Source organism: Dactylosporangium sp. NPDC049525 (assembly GCF_040676755.1).
Taxonomy (GTDB): domain Bacteria; phylum Actinomycetota; class Actinomycetes; order Mycobacteriales; family Micromonosporaceae; genus Dactylosporangium.
In genome coordinates this window covers 1-25,893 of record NZ_JBFAPO010000022.1, presented here as the reverse complement: position 1 = coordinate 25,893, position 25,893 = coordinate 1, and the positions used below count along the sequence as shown (strand labels likewise).

The 25,893-nt window shown below is 73.0% G+C and carries 26 protein-coding genes and 1 pseudogene; 12 read left to right on the top strand and 15 right to left on the bottom strand.

Annotated elements, in window-relative coordinates:
• Positions 1-106: 106 nt before the first annotated feature.
• Entirely contained in the window at positions 107-334 is a 228-nt protein-coding gene (locus tag AB0K00_RS28390) for a hypothetical protein (protein WP_363525906.1), read from the top strand.
• Between the two features lie 78 nt (positions 335-412).
• Here the strand turns inward: AB0K00_RS28390 and AB0K00_RS28385 are convergent, their stop codons facing one another.
• Complete coding sequence (locus AB0K00_RS28385; protein ID WP_363525904.1) at positions 413-1,204, bottom strand: thioesterase family protein; 792 nt, start codon at positions 1,202-1,204, stop codon at positions 413-415.
• A gap of 28 nt (positions 1,205-1,232) precedes the next feature.
• On the opposite strand from AB0K00_RS28385, the gene AB0K00_RS28380 reads away from it, so the two are divergent.
• From AB0K00_RS28380 to AB0K00_RS28365, 4 genes are all read left to right on the top strand, one after another.
• A complete protein-coding gene (locus AB0K00_RS28380; protein WP_363525901.1) occupies positions 1,233-2,198 on the top strand; it encodes a magnesium transporter CorA family protein in 966 nt (321 codons plus the stop codon).
• Positions 2,195-3,589 (top strand): dihydrolipoyl dehydrogenase, encoded by a 1,395-nt coding sequence (lpdA, locus tag AB0K00_RS28375; protein WP_363525899.1) that lies wholly within the window; start codon positions 2,195-2,197, stop codon positions 3,587-3,589. Before AB0K00_RS28380 ends, lpdA begins: the two co-directional genes overlap by 4 nt.
• A 78-nt stretch (positions 3,590-3,667) precedes the next feature.
• Positions 3,668-5,065: a class II 3-deoxy-7-phosphoheptulonate synthase gene (locus AB0K00_RS28370; protein WP_363525896.1), complete on the top strand. Its 1,398-nt coding sequence runs from the start codon at positions 3,668-3,670 to the stop codon at positions 5,063-5,065.
• Positions 5,058-6,089 (top strand): GntG family PLP-dependent aldolase, encoded by a 1,032-nt coding sequence (locus tag AB0K00_RS28365; protein WP_363525893.1) that lies wholly within the window; start codon positions 5,058-5,060, stop codon positions 6,087-6,089. Before AB0K00_RS28370 ends, AB0K00_RS28365 begins: the two co-directional genes overlap by 8 nt.
• 259 nt (positions 6,090-6,348) lie before the next feature.
• Here AB0K00_RS28365 and AB0K00_RS28360 read toward each other — a convergent pair whose 3' ends face one another.
• From AB0K00_RS28360 to AB0K00_RS28350, 3 genes are read right to left on the bottom strand one after another with little or no spacing between them, the layout of a single operon-like run.
• Complete coding sequence (locus AB0K00_RS28360; RefSeq protein WP_363525890.1) at positions 6,349-7,218, bottom strand: deoxyribonuclease IV; 870 nt, start codon at positions 7,216-7,218, stop codon at positions 6,349-6,351.
• The gene (locus tag AB0K00_RS28355) at positions 7,218-9,194 is read right to left on the bottom strand and encodes a PASTA domain-containing protein (RefSeq protein ID WP_363525887.1); all 1,977 of its coding nucleotides are present in this window, start codon (positions 9,192-9,194) and stop codon (positions 7,218-7,220) included. Before AB0K00_RS28355 ends, AB0K00_RS28360 begins: the two co-directional genes overlap by 1 nt.
• Positions 9,195-9,228: 34 nt before the next feature.
• A complete protein-coding gene (locus AB0K00_RS28350; protein ID WP_363525884.1) occupies positions 9,229-9,831 on the bottom strand; it encodes a hypothetical protein in 603 nt (200 codons plus the stop codon).
• 51 nt (positions 9,832-9,882) lie between these two features.
• Here AB0K00_RS28350 and AB0K00_RS28345 point away from each other — a divergent pair, with 51 nt between their 5' ends.
• Genes AB0K00_RS28345 through AB0K00_RS28335 form a run of 3 tightly spaced genes read left to right on the top strand, consistent with a single transcriptional unit; the run spans position 9,883 to position 10,909 of the window.
• On the top strand, positions 9,883-10,230 hold the full coding sequence (locus AB0K00_RS28345; protein WP_363525881.1) for an Rv2175c family DNA-binding protein: 348 nt from the start codon (positions 9,883-9,885) through the stop codon (positions 10,228-10,230).
• A gap of 11 nt (positions 10,231-10,241) precedes the next feature.
• Positions 10,242-10,577, top strand: a complete 336-nt coding sequence (locus AB0K00_RS28340) for a lycopene cyclase domain-containing protein (protein ID WP_363525878.1) — start codon at positions 10,242-10,244, stop codon at positions 10,575-10,577.
• The gene (locus AB0K00_RS28335; protein ID WP_363525875.1) at positions 10,574-10,909 is read left to right on the top strand and encodes a lycopene cyclase domain-containing protein; all 336 of its coding nucleotides are present in this window, start codon (positions 10,574-10,576) and stop codon (positions 10,907-10,909) included. The genes AB0K00_RS28340 and AB0K00_RS28335 overlap by 4 nt, the downstream gene beginning before the upstream one ends.
• Here the strand turns inward: AB0K00_RS28335 and AB0K00_RS28330 are convergent.
• Together AB0K00_RS28330 and AB0K00_RS28325 are read right to left on the bottom strand one after the other, a co-directional pair.
• Positions 10,845-11,918, bottom strand: coding sequence for a polyprenyl synthetase family protein (locus tag AB0K00_RS28330; protein ID WP_363525872.1), 1,074 nt, complete (start codon positions 11,916-11,918; stop codon positions 10,845-10,847). The two genes, AB0K00_RS28335 and AB0K00_RS28330, sit on opposite strands and share 65 nt — an antisense overlap.
• Before the next feature lie 559 nt (positions 11,919-12,477).
• Positions 12,478-14,025 carry a helix-turn-helix transcriptional regulator gene (locus tag AB0K00_RS28325; RefSeq protein WP_363525869.1) on the bottom strand — a complete coding sequence of 516 codons (1,548 nt, stop codon included), beginning with the start codon at positions 14,023-14,025 and terminating at the stop codon, positions 12,478-12,480.
• Between the two features lie 187 nt (positions 14,026-14,212).
• On the opposite strand from AB0K00_RS28325, the gene metF reads away from it, so the two are divergent.
• Positions 14,213-15,130 carry a methylenetetrahydrofolate reductase [NAD(P)H] gene (gene metF, locus AB0K00_RS28320; RefSeq protein ID WP_363525866.1) on the top strand — a complete coding sequence of 306 codons (918 nt, stop codon included), beginning with the start codon at positions 14,213-14,215 and terminating at the stop codon, positions 15,128-15,130.
• Positions 15,111-15,800: a CDP-alcohol phosphatidyltransferase family protein gene (locus tag AB0K00_RS28315; protein WP_363525863.1), complete on the top strand. Its 690-nt coding sequence runs from the start codon at positions 15,111-15,113 to the stop codon at positions 15,798-15,800. Before metF ends, AB0K00_RS28315 begins: the two co-directional genes overlap by 20 nt.
• A gap of 414 nt (positions 15,801-16,214) precedes the next feature.
• On the opposite strand, the gene crtI is transcribed toward AB0K00_RS28315, so the two are convergent.
• From crtI to AB0K00_RS28275, 8 genes are read right to left on the bottom strand one after another with little or no spacing between them, the layout of a single operon-like run.
• Positions 16,215-17,675, bottom strand: a complete 1,461-nt coding sequence (gene crtI / locus AB0K00_RS28310; RefSeq protein ID WP_363525861.1) for a phytoene desaturase family protein — start codon at positions 17,673-17,675, stop codon at positions 16,215-16,217.
• A complete protein-coding gene (locus tag AB0K00_RS28305) occupies positions 17,663-18,757 on the bottom strand; it encodes a glycosyltransferase (protein ID WP_363525858.1) in 1,095 nt (364 codons plus the stop codon). Before AB0K00_RS28305 ends, crtI begins: the two co-directional genes overlap by 13 nt.
• Entirely contained in the window at positions 18,739-19,473 is a 735-nt protein-coding gene (locus tag AB0K00_RS28300; protein WP_363525855.1) for a carotenoid biosynthesis protein, read from the bottom strand. The genes AB0K00_RS28305 and AB0K00_RS28300 overlap by 19 nt, the downstream gene beginning before the upstream one ends.
• Positions 19,470-20,006, bottom strand: coding sequence for a GNAT family N-acetyltransferase (locus tag AB0K00_RS28295; RefSeq protein WP_327009132.1), 537 nt, complete (start codon positions 20,004-20,006; stop codon positions 19,470-19,472). The genes AB0K00_RS28300 and AB0K00_RS28295 overlap by 4 nt, the downstream gene beginning before the upstream one ends.
• The gene (locus tag AB0K00_RS28290; protein WP_363525852.1) at positions 20,003-20,656 is read right to left on the bottom strand and encodes a monooxygenase; all 654 of its coding nucleotides are present in this window, start codon (positions 20,654-20,656) and stop codon (positions 20,003-20,005) included. The genes AB0K00_RS28295 and AB0K00_RS28290 overlap by 4 nt, the downstream gene beginning before the upstream one ends.
• On the bottom strand, positions 20,653-21,147 hold the full coding sequence (locus tag AB0K00_RS28285; protein WP_363525850.1) for a YbaK/EbsC family protein: 495 nt from the start codon (positions 21,145-21,147) through the stop codon (positions 20,653-20,655). The genes AB0K00_RS28290 and AB0K00_RS28285 overlap by 4 nt, the downstream gene beginning before the upstream one ends.
• A gap of 9 nt (positions 21,148-21,156) precedes the next feature.
• Positions 21,157-22,092: an EamA family transporter gene (locus AB0K00_RS28280; protein WP_363525848.1), complete on the bottom strand. Its 936-nt coding sequence runs from the start codon at positions 22,090-22,092 to the stop codon at positions 21,157-21,159.
• A gap of 55 nt (positions 22,093-22,147) precedes the next feature.
• Positions 22,148-22,981, bottom strand: a complete 834-nt coding sequence (locus AB0K00_RS28275) for a class I SAM-dependent methyltransferase (protein WP_363525845.1) — start codon at positions 22,979-22,981, stop codon at positions 22,148-22,150.
• A gap of 47 nt (positions 22,982-23,028) precedes the next feature.
• Between AB0K00_RS28275 and AB0K00_RS28270 the strand changes: the two genes are divergently transcribed.
• The gene (locus AB0K00_RS28270; protein ID WP_363525842.1) at positions 23,029-23,613 is read left to right on the top strand and encodes a helix-turn-helix transcriptional regulator; all 585 of its coding nucleotides are present in this window, start codon (positions 23,029-23,031) and stop codon (positions 23,611-23,613) included.
• 410 nt (positions 23,614-24,023) lie between these two features.
• The gene (locus AB0K00_RS28265; RefSeq protein WP_363525840.1) at positions 24,024-24,557 is read left to right on the top strand and encodes an SAV_6107 family HEPN domain-containing protein; all 534 of its coding nucleotides are present in this window, start codon (positions 24,024-24,026) and stop codon (positions 24,555-24,557) included.
• Positions 24,558-25,677: 1,120 nt separating this feature from the next.
• Here AB0K00_RS28265 and AB0K00_RS28260 read toward each other — a convergent pair.
• Positions 25,678-25,893, bottom strand: a pseudogene (locus tag AB0K00_RS28260) (hypothetical protein); the annotation flags it as partial.

Genomic DNA, 25,893 nt, shown 5'->3' with positions numbered 1-25,893 from the left:
TCAGAGAGAGAAAGGGGCAGCGATGAGCGTCACACATGCGAACGGGACAACGATCGGTGGCACTGCCACCGGGACTCGCGACGACCTCGGCACCACGGTCGACACGATGTCCGCCAAGACCAAGCAGCGCGCGGCCGAACTGGCCGAGCAGGGCAAGGACGTGGCACGCCGTCGGCCTGTTCCGCTGGTGACCGCCGCCGCGGCCGGAGTCGCCACCGTGATCGTCGCGGTAGTGACGGTCGTGCGGCGCCGCCGCAAGCCGACGCCGCGTCAGCGGGCCGTCAACGCTTGGCGGAGCACCAGCAAGAGCGTGAGGAAACGAGTCAAGCGGTAACTTGCTCTCAAAGCGCGCGCCCCCGCACCGGAACAGATGCGGGGGCGCGCGCATTTGCTGCGCTGGCTGGGCCGTGGGTCAGGGGGTGGCCATGCGGTAGGCGGCGAGTTGGGTGGCCTGGACGACGACACGGTCCTGGGAGTCCCAGATCTCGCAGACCTGGTCGACGAGGTGCTCCGTGAGCAGCCGGGCCCGCTGGCGGACCCGGAGGGGACCTGCGGCGGGGAGGGCTCGCACGTACACCGTCAGCTCCAGCGTCGGCGTCCAGCCGTTGCTGCCCAGGGTGAACGTCGCCGGTGGGAACGCGTCGGCGGCGAACAGCAGCGAGACCGGGTCCCAGGTCGCGCCGTCCGGCAGCCGCAGCCAGCCGCGCAGCTCACCGGCCGGGTCGCCGACCGCCTGCCAGTCGATGCGCTGCTCGAACTGCTCCAGCATGTCGATGCGCAGCCCGGTGCCGGGGGCCTGTGCGGGGGTGGGGAACAGGTCCTGCTCGGCGGCGACCGGCGGGGGAGCGGCGTCGACCCAGCGGGGCTCACCGGCCGCGGCGAGCGCGCCTAGGGTGAACAGCGCCTCGACGCACGTGCGGTCCTTCTGGCTCAGCCGCGCCCGGATCTGGCTGGCGGAGCGGCCGGTGCGCAGCACCTCGACGGAGACTGCGGCCGGGCCAGGGTCCGGCGGCGACAGATAGACCGCGCTCGCCGACAGCGGGTCCGGGTGGGTGCCGGCCGCCTCGACCGCGGCCCGGGCGAGGATCGCCAGGAGGTAGCCGCCGTTGGGCTTCCCGCCGACGGTCCACAATGGATCAAGCTCGGCGTCGAAGCCGCCGGCGCCGTCGGGCCGGACCCGCGTCGCGTCGGTGAACCCTGCCACGCCTGCCTCCTTCTGGTTGGATGACGGCATGGCTCGCACGCGGCTCTACCGCAACGGTGACCTGGTGGCCGAGGACTTCCCGATCGACGATATCTCGGACCACCTGGAGGCCGAGGACACGGTGGTGTGGCTGGACCTGTCCTCGCCGTCGCCGCGGCAGTACGAGCAGGTGCAGGAGGAGTTCGGGCTGCACCAGCTGGCGATCGAGGACGCGTCGTCGCCCCGCGAGCGGCCGAAGCTGCATCACTACAGCGGGCACCTGTACCTCAGTGCGTACCAGGTCGGCTTCGAAGGCGACGGCAACGACCTCTCCGTGCACCAGGTTTCGGCGTTCATCACCGACCGGGCGCTGATCACCGTGCACGGCGAGGGCTTCGACATCGACGCGGTGGTGGAGCGCTGGGACACCACCACCGAACTGGCCGTGCACGGTGTCGCCTACCTCGTCCACGGGCTGCTCGACGTCGTCGTCGACGGGCACTTCGACGCGGTGCAGCAGCTCGACGACGCGCTCGAGGGCCTGGAGGACAAGCTCTTCGAGGAGACCCCGAGTGCGGTCCGTGAGGTGCAGCAGCGCAACTTCCGGCTCCGCCGCACACTCAGCCACCTGCGCAAGATCGTGCTGCCGATGCGCGAGGTGGTCAGTGGCCTGACCCGCACGAAGTTCGTCGACGAGGACATCGCGCCCTACTACCAGGACCTCTCCGACCATGTCATGCGGGTCACAGAGTGGACCGAGAGCCTGCGCGACTTCGTGGCGAGCATCCTGGAGTCCAACCTCGCCGTGCAGGGCAACCGGATGAACAACATCATGAAGAAAGTCACCAGCTGGGCTGCCATCATCGCGGTGCCCACGGCTGTTACGGGTTACTACGGGCAGAATCTTCCGTTTCCTGGTTACGAGCACACTTGGGGCTTCGTGACCTCCGCCGTGCTCATCGTGGTGCTGTCCATAGGGCTGTACTTCACCTTCAAACGCAAGGACTGGCTGTGACTACTGAACAGGCTGAACATTTCGACGTCGTCGTGCTGGGCGCCGGTCCGGGCGGGTACACCGCCGCCGTGCGCGCCGCGCAGCTCGGGCTGCGGACCGCGATCGTGGAGGACCGCTACTGGGGCGGCGTCTGCCTCAACGTCGGCTGCATCCCCAGCAAGGCCCTGCTGCGCAACGCCGAGCTGGCGCACATCTTCACCGCCGAGGCCAAGACGTTCGGCATCCAGGGCTCGGTGACCTTCGACTACTCCGCCGCGTTCCAGCGCAGCCGCAAGGTCGCCGACGGCCGGGTCAAGGGCGTGCACTACCTCATGAAGAAGAACGAGATCCGTCAGTACCAGGGCCGGGGTGTGTTCCTCGACGAGCACACGCTGCGGGTCGGGGACGAGACGGTGACGTTCGCCAACGCCATCATCGCCACCGGTGCCACCACCAGGCTGCTGCCGGGCACCTCGCTGTCGGACCGGGTGGTGACCTACGAGGAGCAGATCCTCACCGAGGAGCTGCCGTCCTCGATCGTCATCGCCGGGGCGGGCGCCATCGGCGTCGAGTTCGCATACGTGCTGCACAACTACGGCGTCAAGGTCACCATCGTGGAGTTCCTGGACCGCATGGTGCCCCTGGAGGACGCCGAGGTGTCGGCCGAGCTGGCGAAGCGCTACAAGCGCCTCGGCATCCAGGTGCTGACCTCGACGCGCGTCGAGTCGGTCGAGGAGACGGCGGACAGGGTGCGCGTGCGGGTCGCCGGAAAGGACGGCGCGTCGCAGATCCTGGAGGCGGACAAGCTCCTGCAGGCCATCGGCTTCCAGCCCCGAGTCGAGGGCTACGGCCTGGACAAGACCGGGGTCGCGCTGACCGAGCGGGGCGCGATCGCCGTCGACGGGCGGCTGCGCACCAACGTGCCGCACATCTATGCGATCGGCGACGTCACCGCGAAGCTGATGCTCGCGCACGCCGCCGAGTCGATGGGCATCATCGCCGCGGAGACCATCGCCGGCGCGGAGACCATGGAGCTCGACTACGTCATGATCCCCCGGGCGACGTACTGCCAGCCGCAGATCGCCAGCTTCGGCTGGACCGAGGCGCAGGCCCGCGAGCAGGGCTTCGACGTGAAGGTCGCGAAGTTCCCGTACACCGCCAACGGCAAGGCCCACGGCCTCGGCGACGCCACCGGCTTCGTGAAGATCATCAGCGATGGCAAGTACGGCGAGCTGCTGGGTGCGCACCTGATCGGCCCCGAGGTGACCGAGCTGCTGCCGGAGCTGACCCTGGCCCAGCAGTGGGACCTCACCGTGCACGAGGTCGCCCGGAACGTCCACGCCCACCCCACCCTCGGCGAGGCGGTCAAGGAGGCCATCCACGGGCTCGCCGGCCACATGATCAACATGTGACATCGGGAGTGTTCCAGTTCCCGGGACCGGCGGGATGGCGACAGCCGCCGGTCCTGGGCGGTCGGTAGGCTTTGCGGTATGCGGCAGGAGTGGCACCACTTCACATACCCCGGTCCCGAGATCTCACGAGTCGCCGTCGCGGGTAACGCCGCCGACGACGAGGAGTTCGGTCTCGACCACTGGCGCACCCTGCCCCGCGCGCAGACCCCGCCGTGGCCGGACCAGCAGGCGGTCGACGAGGTCGGCCAGCTGCTGTCGTCGGTCCCGCCGATCGTCGCGCCGTATGAGGTCGACCAGCTGCGCGAGCGGCTCGCCCTCGTCGCCGACGGCAAGGCGTTCATGCTGCAGGGCGGCGACTGCGCCGAGACGTTCGCCGACAACACCGAGGCGCACGTCCTGGCCAACGCCCGCACCCTGCTGCAGATGGCGGTCGTGCTGACCTACGGCGCGTCCCTGCCGGTCATCAAGCTCGGCCGGGTCGCCGGCCAGTTCACCAAGCCCCGCTCCGCGGCACTGGACTCGCTGGGCCTGCCGGCCTACCGCGGTGACATGATCAACTCGTTGGACAAGGACCCGCAGGCGCGCATCGCCGACCCGCAGCGCATGGTCCGCGCCTACGCCAACTCCTCCAGCGCGATGAACATGCTCCGCGCCTACCTCGGCGGCGGCATGGGCGACCTGCACGCCGTGCACGACTGGAACAAGGGCTTCGTCGTCACCTCGCCCGCCGGCCAGCGCTACGAGGCGATCGCCCGCGAGATCGACCGCGCGCTGCGCTTCATGCAGGCGTGCGGCGTCAACGACGACGAGGCGCTGCGCACCGTCACCCTGTATTGCTCGCACGAGGCCCTCGCCCTGGAGTACGAGCGGCCCCTGGCCCGCATCGCCGGCGGCCGTCCCTACGGGCTGTCCGGGCACTTCCTGTGGATCGGCGAGCGCACCCGCCAGATCGACGGCGCCCACGTCGACTTCATGTCGCGCATCGCCAACCCGATCGGCGTCAAGCTCGGCCCGACCACCGCCCCCGAGCAGGCCCTCGAACTGTTCGAGAAGCTCAACCCCGACAACATCCCCGGCCGGCTCACCTTCGTGGCCCGCATGGGCAGCACCAAGGTCCGCGACGCGCTCCCGCCGATCGTGGAGAAGGTCACCGCCGCCGGCTGCCGCGTCGTGTGGCAGTGCGACCCCATGCACGGCAACACGCACGAGTCCTCCAACGGGTACAAGACCCGGCACTTCGACCGGATCGTCGACGAGGTCCTCGGCTACTTCGAGGTCCACCGCGAGCTGGAGACCCACCCCGGCGGCCTGCACGTCGAGCTCACCGGCGAGGACGTTACCGAATGCCTCGGCGGCGCCCAGGCGATCGTCGACGAGGACCTCCCCGACCGGTATGAGACCGCCTGCGACCCGCGGCTCAACACGCAGCAGTCCCTGGAGCTGGCGTTCCTCGTCGCGGAGATGCTGCGTGGCTGACCGGGTCGCGGACCTGCGCTCCGACACCGTCACCCGGCCGACCGCCGCCATGCGAGCCGCCATGGCCGAGGCGCCGGTCGGGGACGACGTGTTCGACGAGGACCCGTCACTGCACGAGCTGCAGTCGTATGCGGCTGCGCTGTTCGGCCACGAGGCGGCCCTGTTCACGCCGTCCGGCTGCATGGCCAACCAGATCGCCCTGCAGCTCGTCGTCCCCCGCGCCGAGGAGCTGCTCTGCGACGCCGACGCCCACGTCGTCACCTATGAGATGGGCGCGGCCGCGGCGTACGGCGGCATCTCCACCCGCACCTGGCCCGCCGTCGGCGGCGCCATGGACCCCGCGGTCGTCGAGGCCATGATCCGCCCACCGGGCGGCTACACCGTCGCCACCCGCGCCGTCGCCGTCGAACAGACCCACAACCGCGGCGGCGGCACGATCATCCCGCTGCCGGCCCTGCAAGACCTGCGCACCGTCTGCGACGACGCCGGCCTGCTCCTGCACTGCGACGGCGCCCGCATCTGGCACGCGCACGTCGCCACCGGCACCCCCCTGGCCGAATACGGCCGGCTCTTCGACACCATGTCCGTCTGCCTGTCCAAGGGCCTCGGCGCGCCCGTCGGCTCCCTCGTGATCGGTTCCGCCGCCCGCATCGCCGAGGCCCGCCTGATCCGCAAGCGCCTCGGCGGCGGCATGCGCCAGGCCGGCATCCTCGCCGCCGCCGGCCTGTACGCGCTGCAGCACCACATCGACCGGCTCGCCGACGACCACGCCAAGGCCCGGCACCTGGCGACGGCCCTCGCCCCGACCGGCGTCGTCGACCCGGCCCGCGTCGAGACCAACATCGTGCTGCTGGACCTGCGCGCCGCCGCCCTCGACGCGGCGCAGCTGACCGCGGCGGCGCAGGAGCAGGGGGTCCTCGTCTCCGCGTTCGGGCCGCGCACGGTCCGCCTGACCACCCACCTGGACCTCACCGACGACGACGTCACCACCACCGCGTCCGTGCTCACCAAGCTCCTGACCTGATCCCCCGCTCCGGTCCGTCGCGGGTTTCTGCCCCGGCCCGGTCGCGGGTTTTCTGCTCCGGTCCGTCGTGGGCGCGGCCCGCCGCTCCCGTCAGCCACCGGTCGGCCGTGAACGGCCTCCCTGCCACCTCCGCGTGCAGTTGCGCCGCCACGACCTGCGGTCGTGACAGCCCACGACCTGCGGTCGTGACAAGCACGCGGCCGTCCCGGCGGCGGGTGAAGGTCGAGGGCACGTCCCGGCGGGTCAATGTCTCCGAGGGTCAACGCGACGTGGACATGCCGCGCAGCAGGGCGATGTCGGCGGCGTGGTCGGCGGACAGTTCGCCGCCCGGGGTTTCCACGATCAGCGGTACGCCCGCCGCGGCCGGGTGGCGGGCCAGTTCCGCGAACGCCGCCGCGCCGATGGTGCCCTTGCCGAGCGACTCGTGACGGTCGCGGGTCGAGCCGCAGGTGTCCTTCGAGTCGTTGGCGTGGATGAGCCGCAGCCGCCCCGGGCCGGCCGCCCGGATCAGGGCGTCGAGGGTCGCGGTCATCCCACCGGGGACGGCCAGGTCGTGCCCGGCGGCCCAGGCGTGGCAGGTGTCGAAGCAGATACCGAGGTGCGGGTGGTCGTCGACGGCGGCGAGGTACGCCTCCAGGTGCTCGACCCGGGACGCCAGGGAACGGCCCCCGCCGGCGCTCGGCTCGACCAGCAGCGGCGGCCAGCCCTCCGCGACCGCACGGTCGAGCAGGGGACGGAGCACATCGCGTACCACATCCAGGGCCTTCTCGGCATGGGCCGCGTCGACCGCCGAACCGGCGTGGAAGACCACACCCCGGGCGCCGATCGCCTTGCCGCGGCGCAGCGCGTGCTCGAGTGTGGCGACGGACCGTTCGACGGTGGCCTCGGTGGGGGAGCCGAGGTTGACCAGCAGCGCGGCGTGGATGTAGGCGGTGACGCCGCGTTCGCCGCAGCCGGTGAGGAACGCGGCGTCCTGGCCCGGGTCGCCCTCGGTCAGCGCCCAGCCGCGCGGGTTGGAGACGTAGACCTGCACGGCGGTCGCGCCGGTCTGCTCGACGTAGCGCAGCGAGGCCTTGGCCAGGCCACCGGCGGCGGGCGCGTGCCCGCCGACCGGTGTCGAACCTGACACTAGAAGTACGCCAGCAGACGGATCCGAGTGCCCGGCGGGACCTGGGTGTTCGGCTGCGGGTCCATCTGGCGGACGGTGCCGAAGCCCTGCACGTCGACGCCGAGCCCCAGCGCCTCCAGCGTCTGGCGGGCCTGGTCGACCTGCATGCCGCGGACCTCGGGGACCGTGACGAGCGCGGGGCCCTTGGAGATCTGCAGGTCGATGACCATGCCGTCGGTGACGCTGTTGCCGTCGCCGATGCTCTGCGTGACGACCTCGTTCTGCGGCTTGTCACTGTCGACGGCCTCGATCTTGCCGACCGTGATCTTCACCTTGGCGAGGGCCTGCTTGGCCTCTTCGATGTTCTTGCCGATGACGAGCGGCACCTTGACCGGGTTCGGACCCTTGCTGACGAGGACCTTGATCGTCTGGCCGGGTTTGACCTCGGTGCCGATCTTCGGTTCGGTCTCGATGACGTAGCCGGCCGGGATGGCGTCGTCGAACCTCTCGGCGCGGGTGGCCTGCAGGCCGGTCGCCTGGATGTCGACGAGGGCGAGGTCGTATTCCTTGCCGGCGATGTCCGGGACCTTGTGGATCTCGGGTCCGAGCGACAGCGTCAACGTGATCGTGCCGCCGTCCAGGATGCGGGCGTGCGCCGCCGGGTCCTGGGCGAGGACCTTGTCCTTCGGGACCTTCGTGTCGAACTTCGCCGGGCCGAACTTCACCTTGAACCCGGCGGCCCTGGCCTGCTGCCCGGCCATGTCACTGGTCATCGTGGTCAGGTCGGGGGCGTCGGTGTACCGGCCGACGCCGAACCAGTAGCCACCGACGGCGATCAGCAGGCCCAGCGTGAGCATCGCGGCGATCACCGTGAGGCGGGTCCGCGGGTTGGCGTTGATCTGGGCGAGCAGCTCCGCGAGCCGGGCCGCGGGGCCGGTCGGCTCCGGCTGCGCCCGCCGGCGCCGGGCCGGCGGCTGCGCGGCCGTGGGGCTGGGCAGCTTCGCCCATGAGGGCCGGGCCGGCTCCATCGAACCGGTGCGGTACACGTTCTGCGGCACGGACTCGATCTGCGGCACGATCACCGTCGGCTGCGACAGCGGCCGGGAACGGGTGGCGAGCTCGACGCCGACGTTCTCGCGGGCGGCCTGCACCTCGGCGAGCATCGCGCCCGCGTCGGTCGGGCGGGCGCCGGGGTCGCGGCGGGTCGCGCGGATCACCAGGTCGTCGACGGCCGGCGGAAGCCCCGGGGTGTACCGCGACGGGAACGGCACGTCCCGGTCGACGTGCTGCCACGCGACCTCGACGGGCCGGTCCGCCTCATAGGGCACCCGGCCGGTGAGCATCTCGAAGAGCACGATGCCGGCGGAATACACGTCGGTGCGGGGATCGGCGTGGCCGTCGGTGACGAGCTCCGGCGCGACATAGGCAACGGTGGCCATGAGGTGCGAGCCGGTCTCGTCGGCGCTGGCCTCGACCGCGCGGGCGAGCCCGAAGTCGGCGACCTTGACCACGCCGTCGATGAGGTTGTGCGCGTCGCCGGGCGCCTCCGCCACGAGGACGTTCTCCGGCTTGACGTCGCGGTGCACCAGGCCGGCGCGGTGCGCGGCGGCGATCGCGGCGAGCATCTGCTCCATGATCGCGAGGGCTTCCTGCGGCTGCAGGCGGCGGCGCTCGGCGAGCACCTCGCGCAGCGTGCGGCCCCGCACGAACTCCATGACCAGATACGGCAGCCCGTGATGGGTGCCCTGGTCATAGACGGCCACGACGTTGGGATGGGTGAGCCGGGCGATCGTCTTCGCCTCGTCGGTGAACCGGCCGACGAACTGCGGATCATGCGACTGCGCCGGGTGAATGATCTTGAGGGCGACGGTGCGCTCGAGCCGCTCATCGAGTGCCGTGTAGACCGTCGCCATGCCGCCCTTGGCGACACGGGAGCGAACGCGGTAGCGCCCGTCTACAAGCGCACCGAGGAGGGGATCGGCGACCGTGGTATCCATTGGCTGCGAGTGTACGGCTGGTGAACCGGTTTCCTCAGCGTCCTGCCGTACCGACATTGCTTTGTCCCTGTTTCGGGGTCTTCGAGGCGGTGCGGCTCGGCGACGGCCCGGTTGCGGACGGTGACGGACTGGCCGAAACGGTCGGGCTGGGGCTCGCCGTGGGCGTCGGCGTGCTCTCCGGGGTCTTCGTCGTGGGCGCCCCGGCGGGCGGCGGCACGGCCGGCATCGCCAGGACCGGCTGCGGCGCGGACCGGCGCACCTGCGGCCGGGCGTAGGTCGGCTGCGCCCCCGCCGAGGGGTTCCCCGCGCCGCCCGTCACGCCCGGCGCGGCGAACGTCGGCTCCGCCGCGGCGGCGACCGACACCGGCGGCGGCATGCGCAGCGCCGTGAGGCTGCCCGCGACCGCGAGGTACGTCCCGGCCGCCCCACCGGCGACGAGCAGGGCAACACCGCTGGTCGCCGCCACCCGCCGCGGCCGGCGGGGCACGTCACGGGCCCGGTGCCGTGCCGCGAACTCGGTCGTCTCATCGGTCAGCAGCTGCGCCAACTTGCGCCGGCTCACCTGCCGGTAGACGTCGTAGCACGCGGAGCGCCAGGCACCGGTGACCTCACGGTGGACCTTGAGCCAGAGCCCCACAGCCGTTCCCCTCCGTCAGTTGTCGTCGCAGCGACATGGCACTGTGTTCCTGTGACCGAACAACCTGTGGGCCCCGCCGAGTGGCTGACCATGCCGGACGTCGCTGAACGCCTCGGCATCCCCGTCAACCGGGTGCATCAGCTCGTCCGGGAGCGCCAGTTCCTCGCCGTCCGCGAGAACGGCGTGCTGCGCGTGCCGGCCGACTTCATCAGCGACGACGGTGTGGTCAAGCACCTTCCCAGCGTCCTCACGGTGTTGCACGACGCTGGGTACAACGACGATGAGGCGCTGCGGTGGCTGTACACGCCTGACGACACCCTGCCGGGCACCCCCGCCGAGGCGTTGCGCGACAACCGGGCGACCGAGGTCAAGCGCCGCGCGCAGGCGCTGGGCTTCTGAGTGGGCGCTTAGTGCTGCGGCACCTCACGTACCTGCTGGTGCTCGCCGGCTGTCTCTTCGGCGCGCTGTGGCTCGAGCCGCTGCTGAAGGTCGGCGTGCTCCGGCAGGTACGGCGGCTCACCCTGACCATCGTGCCGGTCGCCGCCGTGTTCGTCGTATGGGACCTCCTCGCGATCCGCGCCGGGCACTGGACGTTCGACCCTGCCCAGACGACCGGCGTGGTGTTCCCCGGCGGGCTGCCCCTCGAAGAGGTGCTGTTCTTCCTCGTCGTGCCGGTCTGCGCGATCCTCGGCTTCGAGGCGACCCGGCTGACCCTGATCCGCCTCGGGTCGCGGCGGCGGTCGTGACCTACACCGCCGCCGCAATGACCGGGGTCGTCGCGGCCGTCCTCGTCGACGTCTTCGTGCTGCGCAGCCGGGTCGTGCTCGGGCGGGTGTTCTGGTGCACGTACCCGATCATCTTCGGCTTCCAGCTGCTGTCGAACGGGATCCTGACCGGCCGGGGCGTGGTCCTCTACAACCCCGACGACGTCCTCGGCGTGCGGCTCGTCCACGCCCCGGTCGAGGACCTCGCGTTCGGCTTCGCCCTCATCGTGCTGACGCTGTCGCTGTGGGTCAGACTGTCCGCTGGGTCGCGGCCTGGGCCAGACCCGTCAGAACCTCCCGCGCCTCCGCGGTGATCTGCGCGCCGTCCAGCGCCGTCAGGGCTTCCGCGGTCAGGTGCTCGATCCTCTGCTCGGTCCGGGCGAGGGCACCGCTGCCCTCGATGGCCTCCCGCAGCCGGGCGACGCCACCGGCGTCGAGGCCGGGATTGCCGAGCAGCTCGTCGAACAGCCGCCGGTCCCCGCCGTTCTCCAGGGCCGCCGCGACCAGATAGGTGCGCTTGCCCTCCCGCAGGTCGTCCCCGGCGGGCTTGCCCGTCACCGCCGGGTCGCCGAACACCCCGAGCACGTCGTCGCGCAACTGGAACGCCTCGCCGAGCGGCAACCCGTACCCCGAATACGCCTTCGCCAGGGTCTGCGACGCCCCGGCGATCGCGGCGCCCAGCAGCAGCGGCTGCTCGATCGTGTACTTCGCCGACTTGAACCGCGCCACCAGGCTCGCCCGCGCCGTCGACGTGTCGCCGGTCGCCTGCGTCTGCACGTCGAGGTACTGCCCGATCGTCACCTCGGTCCGCATCTCGTCGAACACCGGTCGGGCCCTGGCCAGCGTGTGCGGGTCGAGCCCGCTCGCGTGCAGCATCTCGTCGGACCACACCAGGCACAGGTCGCCGAGCAGGATCGCCGCGGCGGTGCCGAACCCGGCGGGGTCACCGCGCCAGCCCGCCTCGGCGTGCAGCTTCGCGAACCTGCGGTGCACGGCGGGCTCCCCGCGGCGGGTCTCCGAGCCGTCCATGACGTCGTCGTGGATCAGGGCGCTGGCCTGGACCAGCTCGAGCGCGGCGACCGTGGCAACCACCGCGTCGTCGTCTCTGTCTTTTCCGCGGGCACCGCGGTATCCCCAGTACGCGAACGCGGGCCGCAGTCGCTTGCCGCCCTGCAGCACGAACGCCTCGATGGCGTCGGCGACCGGGGCGAGGGCCTCCAGCTCGATCTCGGCCAGCCGGCTCCGCCGCCGCTGGAGGAAGTCACCGAGCGCCAGCCGCACCCGTGTGCGAAGGTCGGCCCGGTCGAGGAAGGGGTGGGTCACGGCAGAGACGCTAGTCCGAATCCGCCGCGCCCGCCGCTCCGGACCCCACCTGCGTCAGCCGGTCCGGCATCCGGTCGAACCGGTCGGCTGACCCTTCCCGGCCTGCGACAACACAGCGAAACCGTCCCTTCGCGGACCGTTATCGCGGTCGCGGGTGGTGGCCCTTTGCCAACACGCTTCTCGCCCCCGCTGCCACTGCCCGACGCCGCCGGTCCGGACAGACGCTGGTCAATACCCGCTTTTGCCGCTTTTAGCGCTTTTGCGCCATCGACCATGTGTGATCTACCCGTAGGATGATCTCTGGAGCGCGGGTAGATCGCACACTGTCTATACGTACCGCCGCGCGCGGTGCCAGCCGGTCCGGCAATCGGCGGGTTCGTCTTTGACCGAAGCGAATGCTGCCCTCGACGGCGACGTTCACAGGGCATGACGAACACGCATACGAACCACATCCGGCGGACAACTCATCTCGGTGGACTGGAGAGCACTCGGTGGACTAGAGCGCGACGGCCCGTTCGACCCTGCCCACGTCCGAGGCCGGACTGATCGGCTCTGAGGATCAGCTGGCCACCCTCCCCTGGACCTGCGCCGAGGCGCTCAGGATCGGCGCCGATCGGACCGGTGCCGGTGCGGCGCCCGGCAGATACGCGGCGGCCGACGCGGCCAGGTCCGTATACGCCCGCAGCGCCGCCGGGCGCCCGCTGCCCATGGTGGCGTGCAAGGCGGCCTCCAGGCGCCGCAGCCGGTGCAGCACCCTGAACGACCCCGAGTCCACGCACGCCAGCAGCGTCTCGGTGGCGGCGGCACACGCCGCGTCGAGGTCGCCGGCGGTGAGGTGGGCGTGGGCGGTGGCGGCACTCACCAGGCCGGCGGCTCGGAACCGGATGGTCGGCGCGCGCTGCGCGGCGGCGAGGCGGTGCAGCGCCGCCGCGGGCCGGCCCGCCGCGGCCAGGCTCAGCCCGGCGAGCGCGTCCACGTGGGCGCCGTCCAGCCAGTAGAGCCAGGGCGGATCGAGGCCGGGCACCCGGCGCGCATGCGCGCGATCGGCCGAGGCGAGCGCCGTGTCGCACGTGCGCCGGTCGTCGGCCTGCGCCGCCGCGAACGCGACCCGCAGCGACAGCACCGTCGTGGTCGCCGCGTCGCTGCCGGCCGCGACCCGCTCGGCGATGGACACGACCCGCAGCGCGTCCTGCCCTTCGCCGCGTTCCGCGACGGCCTGAGCGTGGCAGCCGAGCAGATGCCCCGCCAGAGCTCGGTCGCCGGCGGCGAGGGCCGCCCGCACCCCGCCGCGCTGGACACCGTCCGGCGGATGCCGGCCCGCGTCGGCTGCCACCCAGGTGTGCAGCTGGGCCAGCTCCGCAACGTGCGCCGGCTCGCCGCGTCCAGCGGCGGCGTCGCGGGCGGCGTCCCGCAGCTCGGCGAGCACGAGCGCGAGCAGCTCCGGCCCGGCGAGGAGATCGTCCATACGGCGCAGCTCGGCGATGCGCCCACGCCGATCCACACCGCCGTCCCCGCCGGAGCCCGCGCCGCCGCTCTCGGCACCCCCCGTTCTGCCGTGCCGACTGTCCCCACTGGAGCCCGCGCTGCCTCTTCCGACGGCCCCCGCTCCGCCGTGCCGGCCGTTCCCACCGGAGCCCGCGCCACCGCTCCCGGCAGCCCTCGCTCTGCCGTGCCCGGCACCGCCGTGCCCGGCACCGCCGTGCCCGGCACCGCCGTGCCCGGCTGGCGCCGCAGCCACAGTCGGCGCCGGCTGTGGCTGCGGCAACGATGCCGGTGTTGGCGTGATGGACGTAACGGGCGTGATCGGCGTCGTGGTCAAGGTCATGGTCGGCTCCCTCCACAGGCGGGTCAGCGCCGCAGCGCGTTCCAGGTCGTCGAGCGGGGTGTCGAGCACGAGCGCGAGCCAGCCCAGCCAGACCCGGCTCGGGATGCGCTCCTCCCGCTCCCACCTGGAGATCTCGTGGCGGGTCAGCGTCGGCAGCCCCGACGCGGCGCACAGCAGCCCGGCGAGCCGCACCTGCGACTTGCCCTGCGCCTGGCGCACGCGGGTCAGCAGCACGCCGAGCGACTCGCCAGGGCGTGCGGGCGGGTAGATCCTCTGGGACATCGGTCACGACCTCCTGGAACCAGCGACCCCCGTCCGCTCGCGGTCCAGCCGGACACCCCAGCGCCCGCAGGCCTTCGCGATGCCCGCGGACGTCGAACCGTCCACCGCCTTTCTACCCCAGAGGTACGACATGATTCGGTGGCCGCGGAGCCCCCAGCCGCGGCGTCGATGGCACTACAGTCGGGACGTGGCTTCTGGACTTCCTTCCGTGATGGGTGGTGGACCCGCGGCGATCGGTGACCTGATCTCCGGGGCCGCTGCGACGTTCTCCTTCGAGTTCTTCCCGCCGAAGACCCCCGAGGGCGAGCGCCAGCTGTGGCAGGCGATCCGCGAGCTGGAGCCGCTGCGGCCGTCGTTCGTCTCGATCACGTATGGTGCCGGCGGCACCACCCGCGACACGACCGTCGCCGTGACAGAGCGGGTGGCGACGGAGACGACGCTGCTGCCGATGGCGCACCTGACCGCCGTCAACCACTCCGTCGCCGAGCTGCGCAACGTCATCGGCCAGCTGGCCGGCGCCGGCATCCGCAACTTCCTGCTGGTGCGCGGCGACCCGCCCGGCGACCCCATGGGGGAGTGGGTCCGGCACCCGGAGGGCGTGCTCTACGCCGAGGACCTGGTGCGCCTCGTCCGCGAGTCGGGAGACTTCAGCATCGGGGTGGCGGCTTTCCCGTACAAGCATCCGCGGTCGGCCGACATCGAGTCCGACACCGCCAACTTCGTCCGCAAATGCCGGGCCGGCGCGGACTTCGCGATCACCCAGATGTTCTTCGACGCCGACGACTACCTGCGGCTGCGGGACCGGGTCGCGGCGACCGGCTGCGACACCCCGATCGTCGCCGGGGTCATGCCGGTCACGGCGATCGGCACCATCGCGCGGTCCCAGCAGCTGTCCGGCGCACCGTTCCCGCCGGCACTCGCCGCACGGTTCGAACGCGTCGCCGACGACCCGCAGGCGGTCCGGCGCCTCGGCATCGACCTGGCCAGCGAGATGTGCGAGCGGCTCCTCGAAGAGGGCGTGCCGGGGATCCACTTCATCACGCTCAACCGGTCGACGGCCACGCGAGAGGTCTGGCAGCAGCTCGGTGTCGGCGCCCGCGTCTGACGTCCGCGACTGGGACGGCTACGCCGAGCGGTGGGCGGCGGCGCACGGCGGCTACGACCCGAGATCCGCGCCGCCGGTGGTGCAGGGTTGGCTGCGCATGTCGTACGAGGTGGGCGCCGCCCTCGTACGAATCGGTGTCCGCAGCCCGAACGCCATCACCGCCCTTGGGCTGCTACTGGCCGCCGCCGTGCCGTTCGCGGTCACCGGTGGACCCGGCTGGGCTCTCGCGGGGGCGGTGCTGGTGCTGCTGTCGGCAGTCGCCGACACCGTCGACGGCGTCCTGGCCGTGGTCACCGGCCGGGCGAGCCGCCTCGGCCAGGTCTACGACTCCGCCGCCGACCGGGTCGCCGAGGCGTGCTGGCTGGTCGCGCTGGTCATCCTCGGCGGGCCGGCCTGGCTCGCCGCGGGTTGCTGCGCCGTAATGTGGCTGCACGAGTACGTGCGAGCCAGGGCCACCGTCGCCGGCATGTCCGACATCGGCACGGTCACGGTCGCGGAGCGCCCCACCCGCGTCCTCGTCACGATCTTCGGGCTCCTCGCGGTCGCGGGCGCCGGGGTCGCGGACCGGTGGCAGGAGCAGACGGTCCTCGCCGTGCTCGCGGCCATGGCCGCGCTGACCGTCGCCGGCTTCGTCCAGCTCGCCGTCGCCGTCCGCCGCGCCCTGTCCTGAGCTTCGTGGCAGAATCTCTGCGACGTGATCTCCGGGGTATCACGGATGGTGATTGCCCGGCGACGATTCTCGAGATCATTTTTTCGGGTGGGGTACGGTAGGCAAGCAGTCGGCCGTCACCGGCCCGGGTCCTGTCCCCGACTGAGCGAGGCGTGCAGGGTCTCGGCTTCGGCCACGACCGCCCAGCGTCGATGTGACCGAGTCCGCGCGTCGCCCGTGGCCGTCCCCGCGCGTGTCGCCCGCGCGTCGCCACGCCGCCCAGCGTCGCTGTGCCCGCCCCCACGCGTCGCCGGCCCGCCCGTCGGCCGGGCCGCCCGTCGCCGGCCCGCGCGTCGGCCGGGCCGCGCGTCGGCCGCCTGGCGCTGCGGCTGCGGACCGTGACGAGGCGATGCGGGGCCGGTCTGGCCAGCGAGGCTATGCGGGGCCGATCCGGTCGGCGACGATCTTCGCGGACAGCATCACCAGCGGCAGCCCACCGCCGGGATGGACGGACCCGCCGACCAGGAACATGTCGCGGACCGCGCCGCGGTTCGGTGGGCGGAGCAGGCCGGTAAGGCCGTGGCTGGCGGTGCCGTAGATCGCGCCGCCGGGGGAGCGGGTCGCCGTCTCCAGGTCCGCCGGGGTCAGCACGTCGCGGAACAGCAGCCTGTCCCGCACGTCGACACCCCGGGCGGCGAGCGTGGCGAGGACGCGGTCGGCGTAGCCGTCGGCGACGCCGGGTGCCCGCCAGTCGAAGGGGCCCTGCGGCGGGGCGTTGACCAGGACGAACCACGCCTCGTGGCCGTCCGGGCGGGCGGCGGGGTCGTCGGGCGACGTGACGAACACCGCGGGGTCGTCCGGCGGGCGGGCCGGGGCGCCGAAGATCGCGTCGAACTCGGCGTCGTAGTCGCGGGGGAAGAACACCGTGTGGTGGGCCAGTTGGGGGGTTGTGCCGCGTACCCCGAGCAGCAGGACGAAACCGCCGAGGCTGCGCCGGGTGAGGGCGGCTGCCCGGCGTGGTGTCGGCAGCAGGTCGCGGTAGACGTGCAGCGCGTCGGCGTTGGCGACGAGCAGGTCGCAGCGGACCGTGGTCCCGTCGGCGAGGACGACGCCGGCGGCCCGGGAGCCTTCCATGAGCACCGATTCGACGGGCGTGCCGAAGTGGACGGTGACGCCGAGTGCGGCGCACCGGGCGAGCAGCGCGTCGGCGAGGGTGCCGAGGCCGCCGCGCAGGTACCAGCCGCCGAACTCCAGTTCCGCGTAGGGGATCGCGAGCAGCGCGGCCGGCGCGCGGCGCGGGTCGGCGCCGGTGTACGTGGCGTAGCGGTCCAGCAGCATCCGCAGCCGTGGGTCGCGCAGGTGCCGGCGGCCCAGGCCGCGCAGGGTCTGGCCGGGTGCGATCGCGGCCAGGTCGCGCAGCCGCCACGCCAGGCCGGCCAGCTGCAGCGGGCTGTCGACGGGGGCGGTGAGGACGTGCCGCCACGAGGTTTCCCAGACGCGGCCGGCCCGCTGCCACAGCCGCCGCCAGTCCGCCGCCGCCGGAGGGCCGAACGCGGCCGCGATCCGGTCGGCGAAGCCGGCCCCGGCGCACGAGTCCAGGGTCGTGCCGTCGGGGAAGCGGTGCCGTACCAGCGGATCCAACGCGACCAGGTCCAGCTCCGGGGCGGGGCCGCCGGTGTGCGCGAACAGCTCCGCTGCCACCTGCGGCAGCGTGAACAGGCTCGGCCCGGTGTCGAACCGGAACGTGCCCTCGGCGGTGACCCGTGACCGCCGGCCGAGTTTGCCGCCGGCGGACGCGGCCTGTTCGAAGACGGTGACGCGGTGGCCGGCCGCGGCGAGCCTGGCGGCGGTGGCCAGGCCGCCGACGCCGGCGCCGATGACGGTCACGGTCGCCATGTGGGGCGTCCCTTCCAGGTGACCCGCCCCCGCCGCCGGTAGGACCGGGCGACCAGCCAGGCGAACAGCAGCACGGAGACGGGATGCAGGAGGGCGTCGGGCCAGGCCCGGCCGCCGGTCGTGCGGGCGCTGACGACCCGGCCGGCCACGCCGAGCAGGTAGCCGGCCAGGCCCCACCAGGACCCGGCGAGGGCGGTGAGCGGCAGCGCGACATACAACAGCAGCAGCAGCGACACGACGGCCGCGGCGCCGAAGGGGGAGCCGAACGACGCCCACAACGACTTGCTGTAACCGTCGACGACCTCGCGCCACGACGTGTACATGCGGCAGGTCGCGAGGTCCGAGCCGTCGGCGAGCGCGATCCGGCCGCCGGAGCGTTTCACCGCGCGGGCCAGTTCGATGTCCTCGAGGATCTTGTCGCGGACCGCGGCGTGCCCGCCGGCCCGGTCGTAGGCGGCCCGCCGGACCAGCAGGAACTGCCCGCCGGCCGCGGCGAGCGACGGCCGCGGCGAGCGTTCCACCGCCCGCAGCGGCAGGAACGTCAACCATGACCACTGCAGCAGCGGCTGCACGAGCCGCTCGCCCGCACTTCCCGTGGTGATCCGGGGGTACGGGCTGAGCAGGTCCACGCCCGTAGCGTCCAGTACTGCGGTGGCCGCGTCGAGCGCGTCGGGGCGCAGTACCACGTCGGCGTCGAGGAACACGAGGACGTCAACCGGCGAGGAAACGGCGTCGGCGAGCTGCTGGCAGGCATGCGGCTTGCCGAGCCAGCCCGGCGGCAGCGGCGCGCCGCTGAGCAGCGTGACCCGGTCGCCGGCGGGGGCGAGGACGGACCGGACGAGGTCGGCGGTGCCGTCGGTGGAGCCGTCGTCGAGGATCAGCAGCCGGGGCGCGCCGCGCAGGGCGAGCAGCGCCCGCAGGCACGGTTCGACCCGGTCCGCCTCGTCACGCAGCGGCAGCAGCACCGCGACCCGGTCGTCTGACGGCCGCGAGCCGGCGGGTGGCCTGCGCAGCAGCAGCGCGTTGACCACCGTGTGCGCGGTGAGCGCGAACACCACGACGGTCAGGATCGCGAGCGCCACAGCGTCACCGCCAGGGGGATCGCGACCAGGCCCATGCCGAGGGCACCCCACGCCGCCGACGCCGGCATGCCGAGGAACACGGCGTGCGCGAGGACGCTGGAGCCGTACGTCCACAGGTAGAGGGCGTATATCGGCCGGTCTGTGGACAAGGCACCGCCGATGGGGGTCAGCGCGGCCGCCAGTACCAAGGCCACCACCAGCCAACCGAGATAATTGGTCAGCGGGATGCCGGGGACACCGGGCAGCGACGCACCCGGCTCGTCCCAGTGCCAGTGGCCCTCGGCGACCATCTGCGGGTCGAGGAAGAGGTCCCAGGCGGCCAGGCCCAGCCCCGCCACGCCCACCCGCAGCCACGGCCGGCCGGTGAGGCGGGCCGCGGCGACCCACGCCGGCCACGCCATCCACGTCCAGGCGAGGGGGATCACCAGTGGCACGCCCAGCAGGCGCGGCCCGAGCGAACCGGTGTAGTCGTAGTCGCCGAACGGGAAGCCGGTCGCCCGGCCGAACGCCTCGACCGCGAACCCGCCGCCGGTCGTGACCGCCACGAGCAGGCCCGCGGCGCGTGGGCCGCGGGACAGCCACGCGTGCCCGACGGACAGCAGGTAGCCGGTGCCGACGGTGGCGACGGTCAGCGCGGCGCGGGTGCCGCCGTGCACGAGCGGGTAGGCGATCTCGACGAGGACCAGGGCCGCGAACACGGCCCAGAGGGCTTTCACAACGGCAGTTGCCGGCCGAGGACGGCGAACGGGCGGTCGTCGCCCGGGAAGTTGAAGTGCCGCAGGACGTCGACGAAGCCGAACCGCCGGTAGAGCCGCCAGGCGCGCGACGTGGCCTCGGGTGCCTCGGGCGTGGACAGCAGCGCGGTCTGCTGCGGCGCGTTGCTGAGCAGGTCGTGCAGCTGGCGGGCGCCGATGCCGTGGCCCTGCGCGTGCGGCCGGACGTGCAGCTCGACGAGCTCGAAGCAGTTGCCGAGCCAGAACTTGCGGTGCTCCCGGCGCAGTGCGTTGCGCACCTGGTCGTGCCACCACTGCCCGGACGTGCCGCGGTAGCCGTAGCCGAAGCCGAGCAGGTTGTCGTCGTCGTCGAGGGTCGCGACCGCCTGGAACGACTCGCGCCGGGTGTGGCCGGCCACGTAGCCACGGCGGGTCTGCAGGAGCTGGACCGAGTAGCCCATCGCTTCCCCGTAGACGGCGATGACGTCGTCGAGCCGCGCGAGGAGATCGTCCCCGCGCCACCGCACGAGCCTCACGGGCTGTCCCTCCAACCGATCACCTCACGGTCGCCGGTGACGTCCAGCACGCGGAACCGGGCGAACAACTCCTCCGCATACCAGCCTTCCCGGGCCGTGCGGTCCACGACGGCGGCATGCTCGGGCTGACGGTACGCGAAACGTACGACATCCGCCGCACTGCGCCAGAGGCTGACCGTGCCCTGGAATCCTACGGGTGCCTCACCGATGCCGAACGCGCAGATCATGCCCTCGGCGTCCGGCAGCGCCCGGGACACGGGGTCGATGGCCTTCCAGAACGCGGGCGCCTTGCGGGCCTTCAGCCGGGCCCGGGTCAGCACGGCGATCATGCCGTCCTTTTGCAGGGCGCGATCCGGTACGAACGGTGCCTGCCCGGCCCACGTGCCGCGGCTCGCGACCGGCGCGAGGGTGATGACGCACCTCGCGGTGACACCGCGCATCGGCGGGGTCACCGCGGCGTCGCCGACGATGATCGCGGCCCAGCGGGTCAGGTCCGCTTTGCCCGCGCCGAACTCGCCGCCCCGGCCGGTGCCGAGCAGCTTCACGAACGTGGCGTCGCGGCGCAGCGGCCGGCGGTCGACCGCCATGCCCCACAACGCCCGGGGCACGGCGGCGGGCCGCACCCGCCAGACGTGGAGCCGGACCGTCACGCGACCTCGGCGGGGGTGCCGGCGGTGATGCGCACCAGCTCTGCGTACGTGACCGGGAAGACCGCCTGCGGGATCCCGCCGGCGGCCCAGATCTCCTCGTACTGCGCGAGGTCGACGTCGACGAGGGTCTGCACGGGCTTCGGGTGGCCCAGCGGCGACACCCCGCCGATCACCTGGCCGGTGTGTTCCCGGACGAACTCGGCGGTGGCGCGCTTGACCTTGCTCTTGCTGATGCCGAGCAGCGCCGCGACCTTGCCGGTGTCGACGCGGTGCGCCCCGGACGTGAGGACCAGCAGCGGGTCGCCGGCGGCCTCGAAGATCAACGAGTTGGCGATCTGGCCGACCTCGACGCCGACGGCCTCGGCGGCGGCCACCGCGGTGTGCACCGGCTCGGTGAGCACCCGCACCTGGCAGGGGGTGCCGGCGGCGGTGCGCGCCCCGGCGGCGTCGAGGGCGTCCTGGATCGCCTGCACGTTGGGATGCTGCTGCATGCGTCGACTCTAGTTCGCGGGCAGGTGTGCCGGTTCGGACGGCTCGGGCTTGACCCGGGCGGTCTCGGCGAGCGCGACGCCGGCCAGGATCAGCGCGCCGCCGCAGATCTGCGCCACGTTGAGGTGCTCGTGCAGGACCAGCCAGGCCACCGCGGTGGCGATCACCGGCTCCGACATGCCGATGATGCCGACGCTCGTCGGCGGCAGGTGCCGCATCGCGCCGGCGAGCAGCAGGTACGGGGCGATCGACCCGCCGATCACCACGTAGATCAGCAGCAGCCACACCGGGACGCCGTGGGTGGTGACCGTGGTGCGGGCGAAGTCGAAGTCCCACCACGGCCGGACCACGGAGCCGGCGAGGGCGGACACCCCGAACGCGTACGCGGTCAGCGACAGCGTGTCGCGGCTGGCCACGCCCCGGGCGCTGAGCAGGTAGTAGACGGCGAGCAGCACGGCGGCGCCGAGGGCGGCGCTCACCCCGACCGTGTCCAGGCGCAGTTCGCCCCAGATCTCCGCGACGCAGGCCAGGCCGGCGAGGCTCGCGGCGAGCCCGACCCACAGCCTGGGCCGCACCGCGTGGCCCTGCACGAACCGCGCCCACAGCGCGACCAGGACCGGCGCGGTGTACTCGAACAGCAGGCTGATGCCGACCGGCAGCCGGCTGATCCCCACGAAGTAGAGCATCGGGACGAAGAAGAACCCGGCCAGGCCGTACGCGACGAGCATCGGCACCTCCCGGCGGGTGACCCGCAGCCGGGAGGGCCGCACCAGCAGCGCGAGCGCGAACAGCCCCAGCGCGGCGCCGCCGGCCCGCAGCGTGGTGAGCTGCGGCGCGTCGATCCCCGTCTCGGCGGCGAGCTTGGAGACGGTGCCGTTGACGGCGAACAGGACGCTGCCGGCGAGGACCATCGCGACACCGGCGGCGGGGCGGGGCTGGTGGGTCACCCGCAGAGGGTACAGGTCAGGAGTGGGTGGTTCTCCACCCCTTACCCGTGGATGTTCAGGGGGTGGCGAGCCAGGCGGTGCGACTTGCTTGGACGGTGAGGTCGGCGCGGTGCGGCACGGCCTCGGCGAGGGCCTCCAGCGCCGTCAGGTCGTCCGGGGTCAGCCGGCCATCGAGGCCGTCGCGCAGGCGGCGCAGAGTCGCCTGGGCGTAGCGGCCGGTGGCCTCCGGCAGCGGCGGCCGCAGGTCGATCTCGAAGCGGTGCTCGGCCTCGACGGTGAAGCCCGCGGCGCGCAGCAGCGGCCCCCAGTCGGCGCCGAGGTGCGGCATGTCACCGGTCCGCGCCTCTGTCACCGCGGCGTGGCAGCGGGCCTCGAGCGCGTCGCCGGGCAGGAACCGCGGGAATGCGCTCATCTCCAGGGCCACGAGGTGGCCGCCGGGGCGGATCGTGGTGCGGAGCCTGCGCAGCGTGCCGACGGGGTCGGCGAGGTGGTGCAGGGAGTTGGCCGCCCACACCAGATCGGCCTGGATGCTGGCCTGGGCGCCGGCCTGGGTCGCGCCGAGGTCCGGCAGGGCGGTGTCGAGGTCCGTCTCGACCGTGCGGACCCGGTCGGCCACGCCCGCGGCGTGTGCCTTGTGCCGCAGGTGCTCCAGCATCTGCGGTGACACGTCGACGGCGGTGATCCGCGCCTCCGGGAAGCGGCGGGCCAGCGCCAGGGTGCCGGCGCCGGTGCCGGCACCCAGGTCGAGCACCGTCGTGGGGTTGCCGGCGCGCTCGTGCACCCAGGCCATGACCTCGGTGAGGTGGTCGTGCAGCACCTCGGCGTCGAGGTCGAGGATGTCGGCGAGATCGGCGTGGCCCGCATGATCGGAATGGTGGTGGTGTCCCATGTACCGAAGATAGCCGGATCTTGCGTCGGTGACATAGCATCTTGCGTATGACGCAAGACGGTGAGCTCGACGGGTTGGTTCGCAAGCGGATCCGCGGGCTGCGGGTGGCCAAGGGCTGGTCCCTGGACGACCTCGCCTCCCGGTGTTATCTGAGCCCCTCCACGCTGAGCCGGATCGAGACGGGCCACCGGCGGATCGCCTTGGACCAGCTCGCCCCGATCGCCCGCGCGCTTGGGACCAGCCTCGACCAGCTCGTCGAGGGCGTCGACGACGAGGACGTGGTGATCCGGCCGCGGCGCGACACGGCGCACGGGATGACCACCTGGATGCTGACCCGGGAGCCGGGACCGCACGGCGTCTCCGTGGCCAAGATGCGCGTCACCCGCCCGGTCCCCGAGGAGCTGCGGGTGCACCCCGGCAAGGACTGGTTCACCGTGCTGTCGGGGGTGATCGTGCTGCGGCTGGGGGAGCGGACCATCCTGGTCGAGGCCGGTCAGGCGGCGGAGTTCTCCACCATGACGCCGCACGCCTTCGGGGCGCACGGCGGCCCCGCGGAGATCCTCTGCATCTTCGACCACGACGGTGAGCGCACCCATCTGCACCCCTCGACGGGGGCCGACACGACCGGATGATCGTGCGAACGGATGTTCGAAAAATCTGCCCGCGCCGTTGCACCTTTCCCGCCCCCCGGGTGTAGTCTTATCCCAGTCGAACGAGTGTTCGAACTGCTTCGGGAAGGCGATTCGCGGCGTTCTTCCCGAGCGCGGTCCGCGACACCGCGGAGGCCGGATTTTCGCGGGTCTGGCCTCAGGTGGGGTCGTTGCCCGCCGCCCACGACCCCCGGGCGGCGGGCAACGACCCAGCCGGCTCGCCGGCCGGGGGTGGTGTGGGGAAGCTCCACGCCCGGCCGGCGACGTCGCCGTTCGATCCGCTGTCCGAGCACCGTCCGACCCGCGCGTCACCGCTACTCCCCCAGCGGCGGCACGCACGCACCACGGGCACCCACCGCGGGCCCGCCGACGCACCACAGAGGGAGACACCGATGCCGACGAACCGTTCGACCCACTCGTCCAACGTCAGTCGATTCCCGACCGCCCCGGCCACCCCTTCGGTCGCCGGCCCGGCCGGCGGTGTGTCCCGACAACAGCTTCCGGTTCCCGCGCATGCGCTTCCCCACCGCACCCCGCGGGAGCTGCTGACCATTGCCCGCCGTGGCCTCGAAGAGGCGGCGGAGATCCGCACCGACGGCATGCGCTATGCCACCGCCCACCTCGCCGCTCTGCGCGCCGCCGCCGCCGTCCTCGCCGCCCGGGCGGTGCCCGCCGCGCCGGGCCGCCGCAGCCGGGTGACGAGCGTCTGGTCGCTGCTGGTGCTCGTCGCGCCCGAGCTGACCGAGTGGGCGGCCTATTTTGCCGCCGGTGCCAGCAAGCGCTCCGCCGCCGAGGCGGGCATCCCGCGGGTGGTCACCGCCCGGGAGGCCGACGACCTCATGCGCTCCGCGGAGCAGTTCATCGCCGTTGTCGAGGTCGGCCTCGGCTTCTCCTATCAGCCCAGGCTCGAGGGTCTGGCCAGCTGACCCGCGGCAGGTGCCAAGACCCGGCCCGACCGGCCCGGACCGCCGCCGGCGCCCGCCAGTGCCACCAGTTCCCGGCCCAGTTCCCGGCGGTGATGGCGGCCATGGCCCTCGGGCGTCGAGGCTTCCGGTCCTGGTTTGTGGGTCGGACCGCAGGCCTCGGTCGTCGCCCAGGGCGCTGGGCCTGGCATGGTCGTGCAGCTCCGTTGCCGTTCGGACTTCGCCCCTCCTCGTGTCGGACCCGGTCTTACCGCCGGGCCCGGGCCGCGGCGGGCTGACGGCGCAGACGGCGGCCGGGCCGGGTGGGAGACCGGAGCAGGTGGCCGGGTGCACCACAGGCCCTGCCGGGCCGGCGGGTGCGCAACGCTCGGACCGGCCGCCATCTGCGTCGTCAGCCTGCCGCGGGCCGTCTCCACCAGCCGTTCCCCTCCCGCTCCTGCGCGTCCGCTTCCGGGCGGCGTTCGACCGGCATCCGCCCCGCTGACGCGGCGGCGTGGCAGGTCACGTCCGGCAGAGGTGCCAGCCGGGTCCGGCCGGCGTGCCAGCGGGGTCTGACGGTGTGGGCAGCGGGGTCTGACGCGGTGTGGGCAGCGGGTCTGACGGGTGCGGCGGCGGGTCTGACGGGTGTGGGCGGGCGGGTGTGGCAGCGGGTCCAGCGGGCGTGGGCAGCAGGTCTGACGGGTGCGGCGGGTGTGGGCGGCGGGTCTGACGGGTGCGGCGGCGGGTCCGGCGGGCGTGGGCGGCGGGTTCGGCGGGCGTGGGCAGCGGGTCTGACGGATGTGGCAGCGGGGTTTGACGACACGGTTTGACAGCGCGGGCCTTGGCCCGCGGCGCAGCAGGACAGCGTCACGCAAGGTCGCCGCAGCGGGCGGCCGGAGCGCGGCGGGAGAACAGCACAGACAGTGGGGGAGCAGGTGCCGTGGCTGGCATGTCGGCTTCGGCGACCGCCGAGTCCTACGACACACGCGTCGACGACGCTGTGGTCGGGACCGACGGCGTGAACGATCCTGCCCGCACGCAGGCGGACCACGTTCCGCTCGCCCCGGCCGCTTGCCGCGGGCCGCAGCCCATGCCACCCACCGCGGGCGCCCCGCCCCAGGACCTGCCCGCCCCGCCAGGCCATCTACGGCTCGCCTCGCCCCCCACATCCGTTCACGCCGAGCAGCCAGCCCCGGCCCCTGTCCGTGCCGAGCAGCCAGCCCCGGCCCCTGTCCGTGCCGAGCAGCCAGCCCCGGCCCCTGTCCGTGCCGAGCAGCCAGCCCCGGCCCCCGTCCGCGCCGAGCAGCCAGCCCCGGCCCCCGTCCGCGCCGAGCAGCCAGCCCCGGCCCCCGTCCGCGCC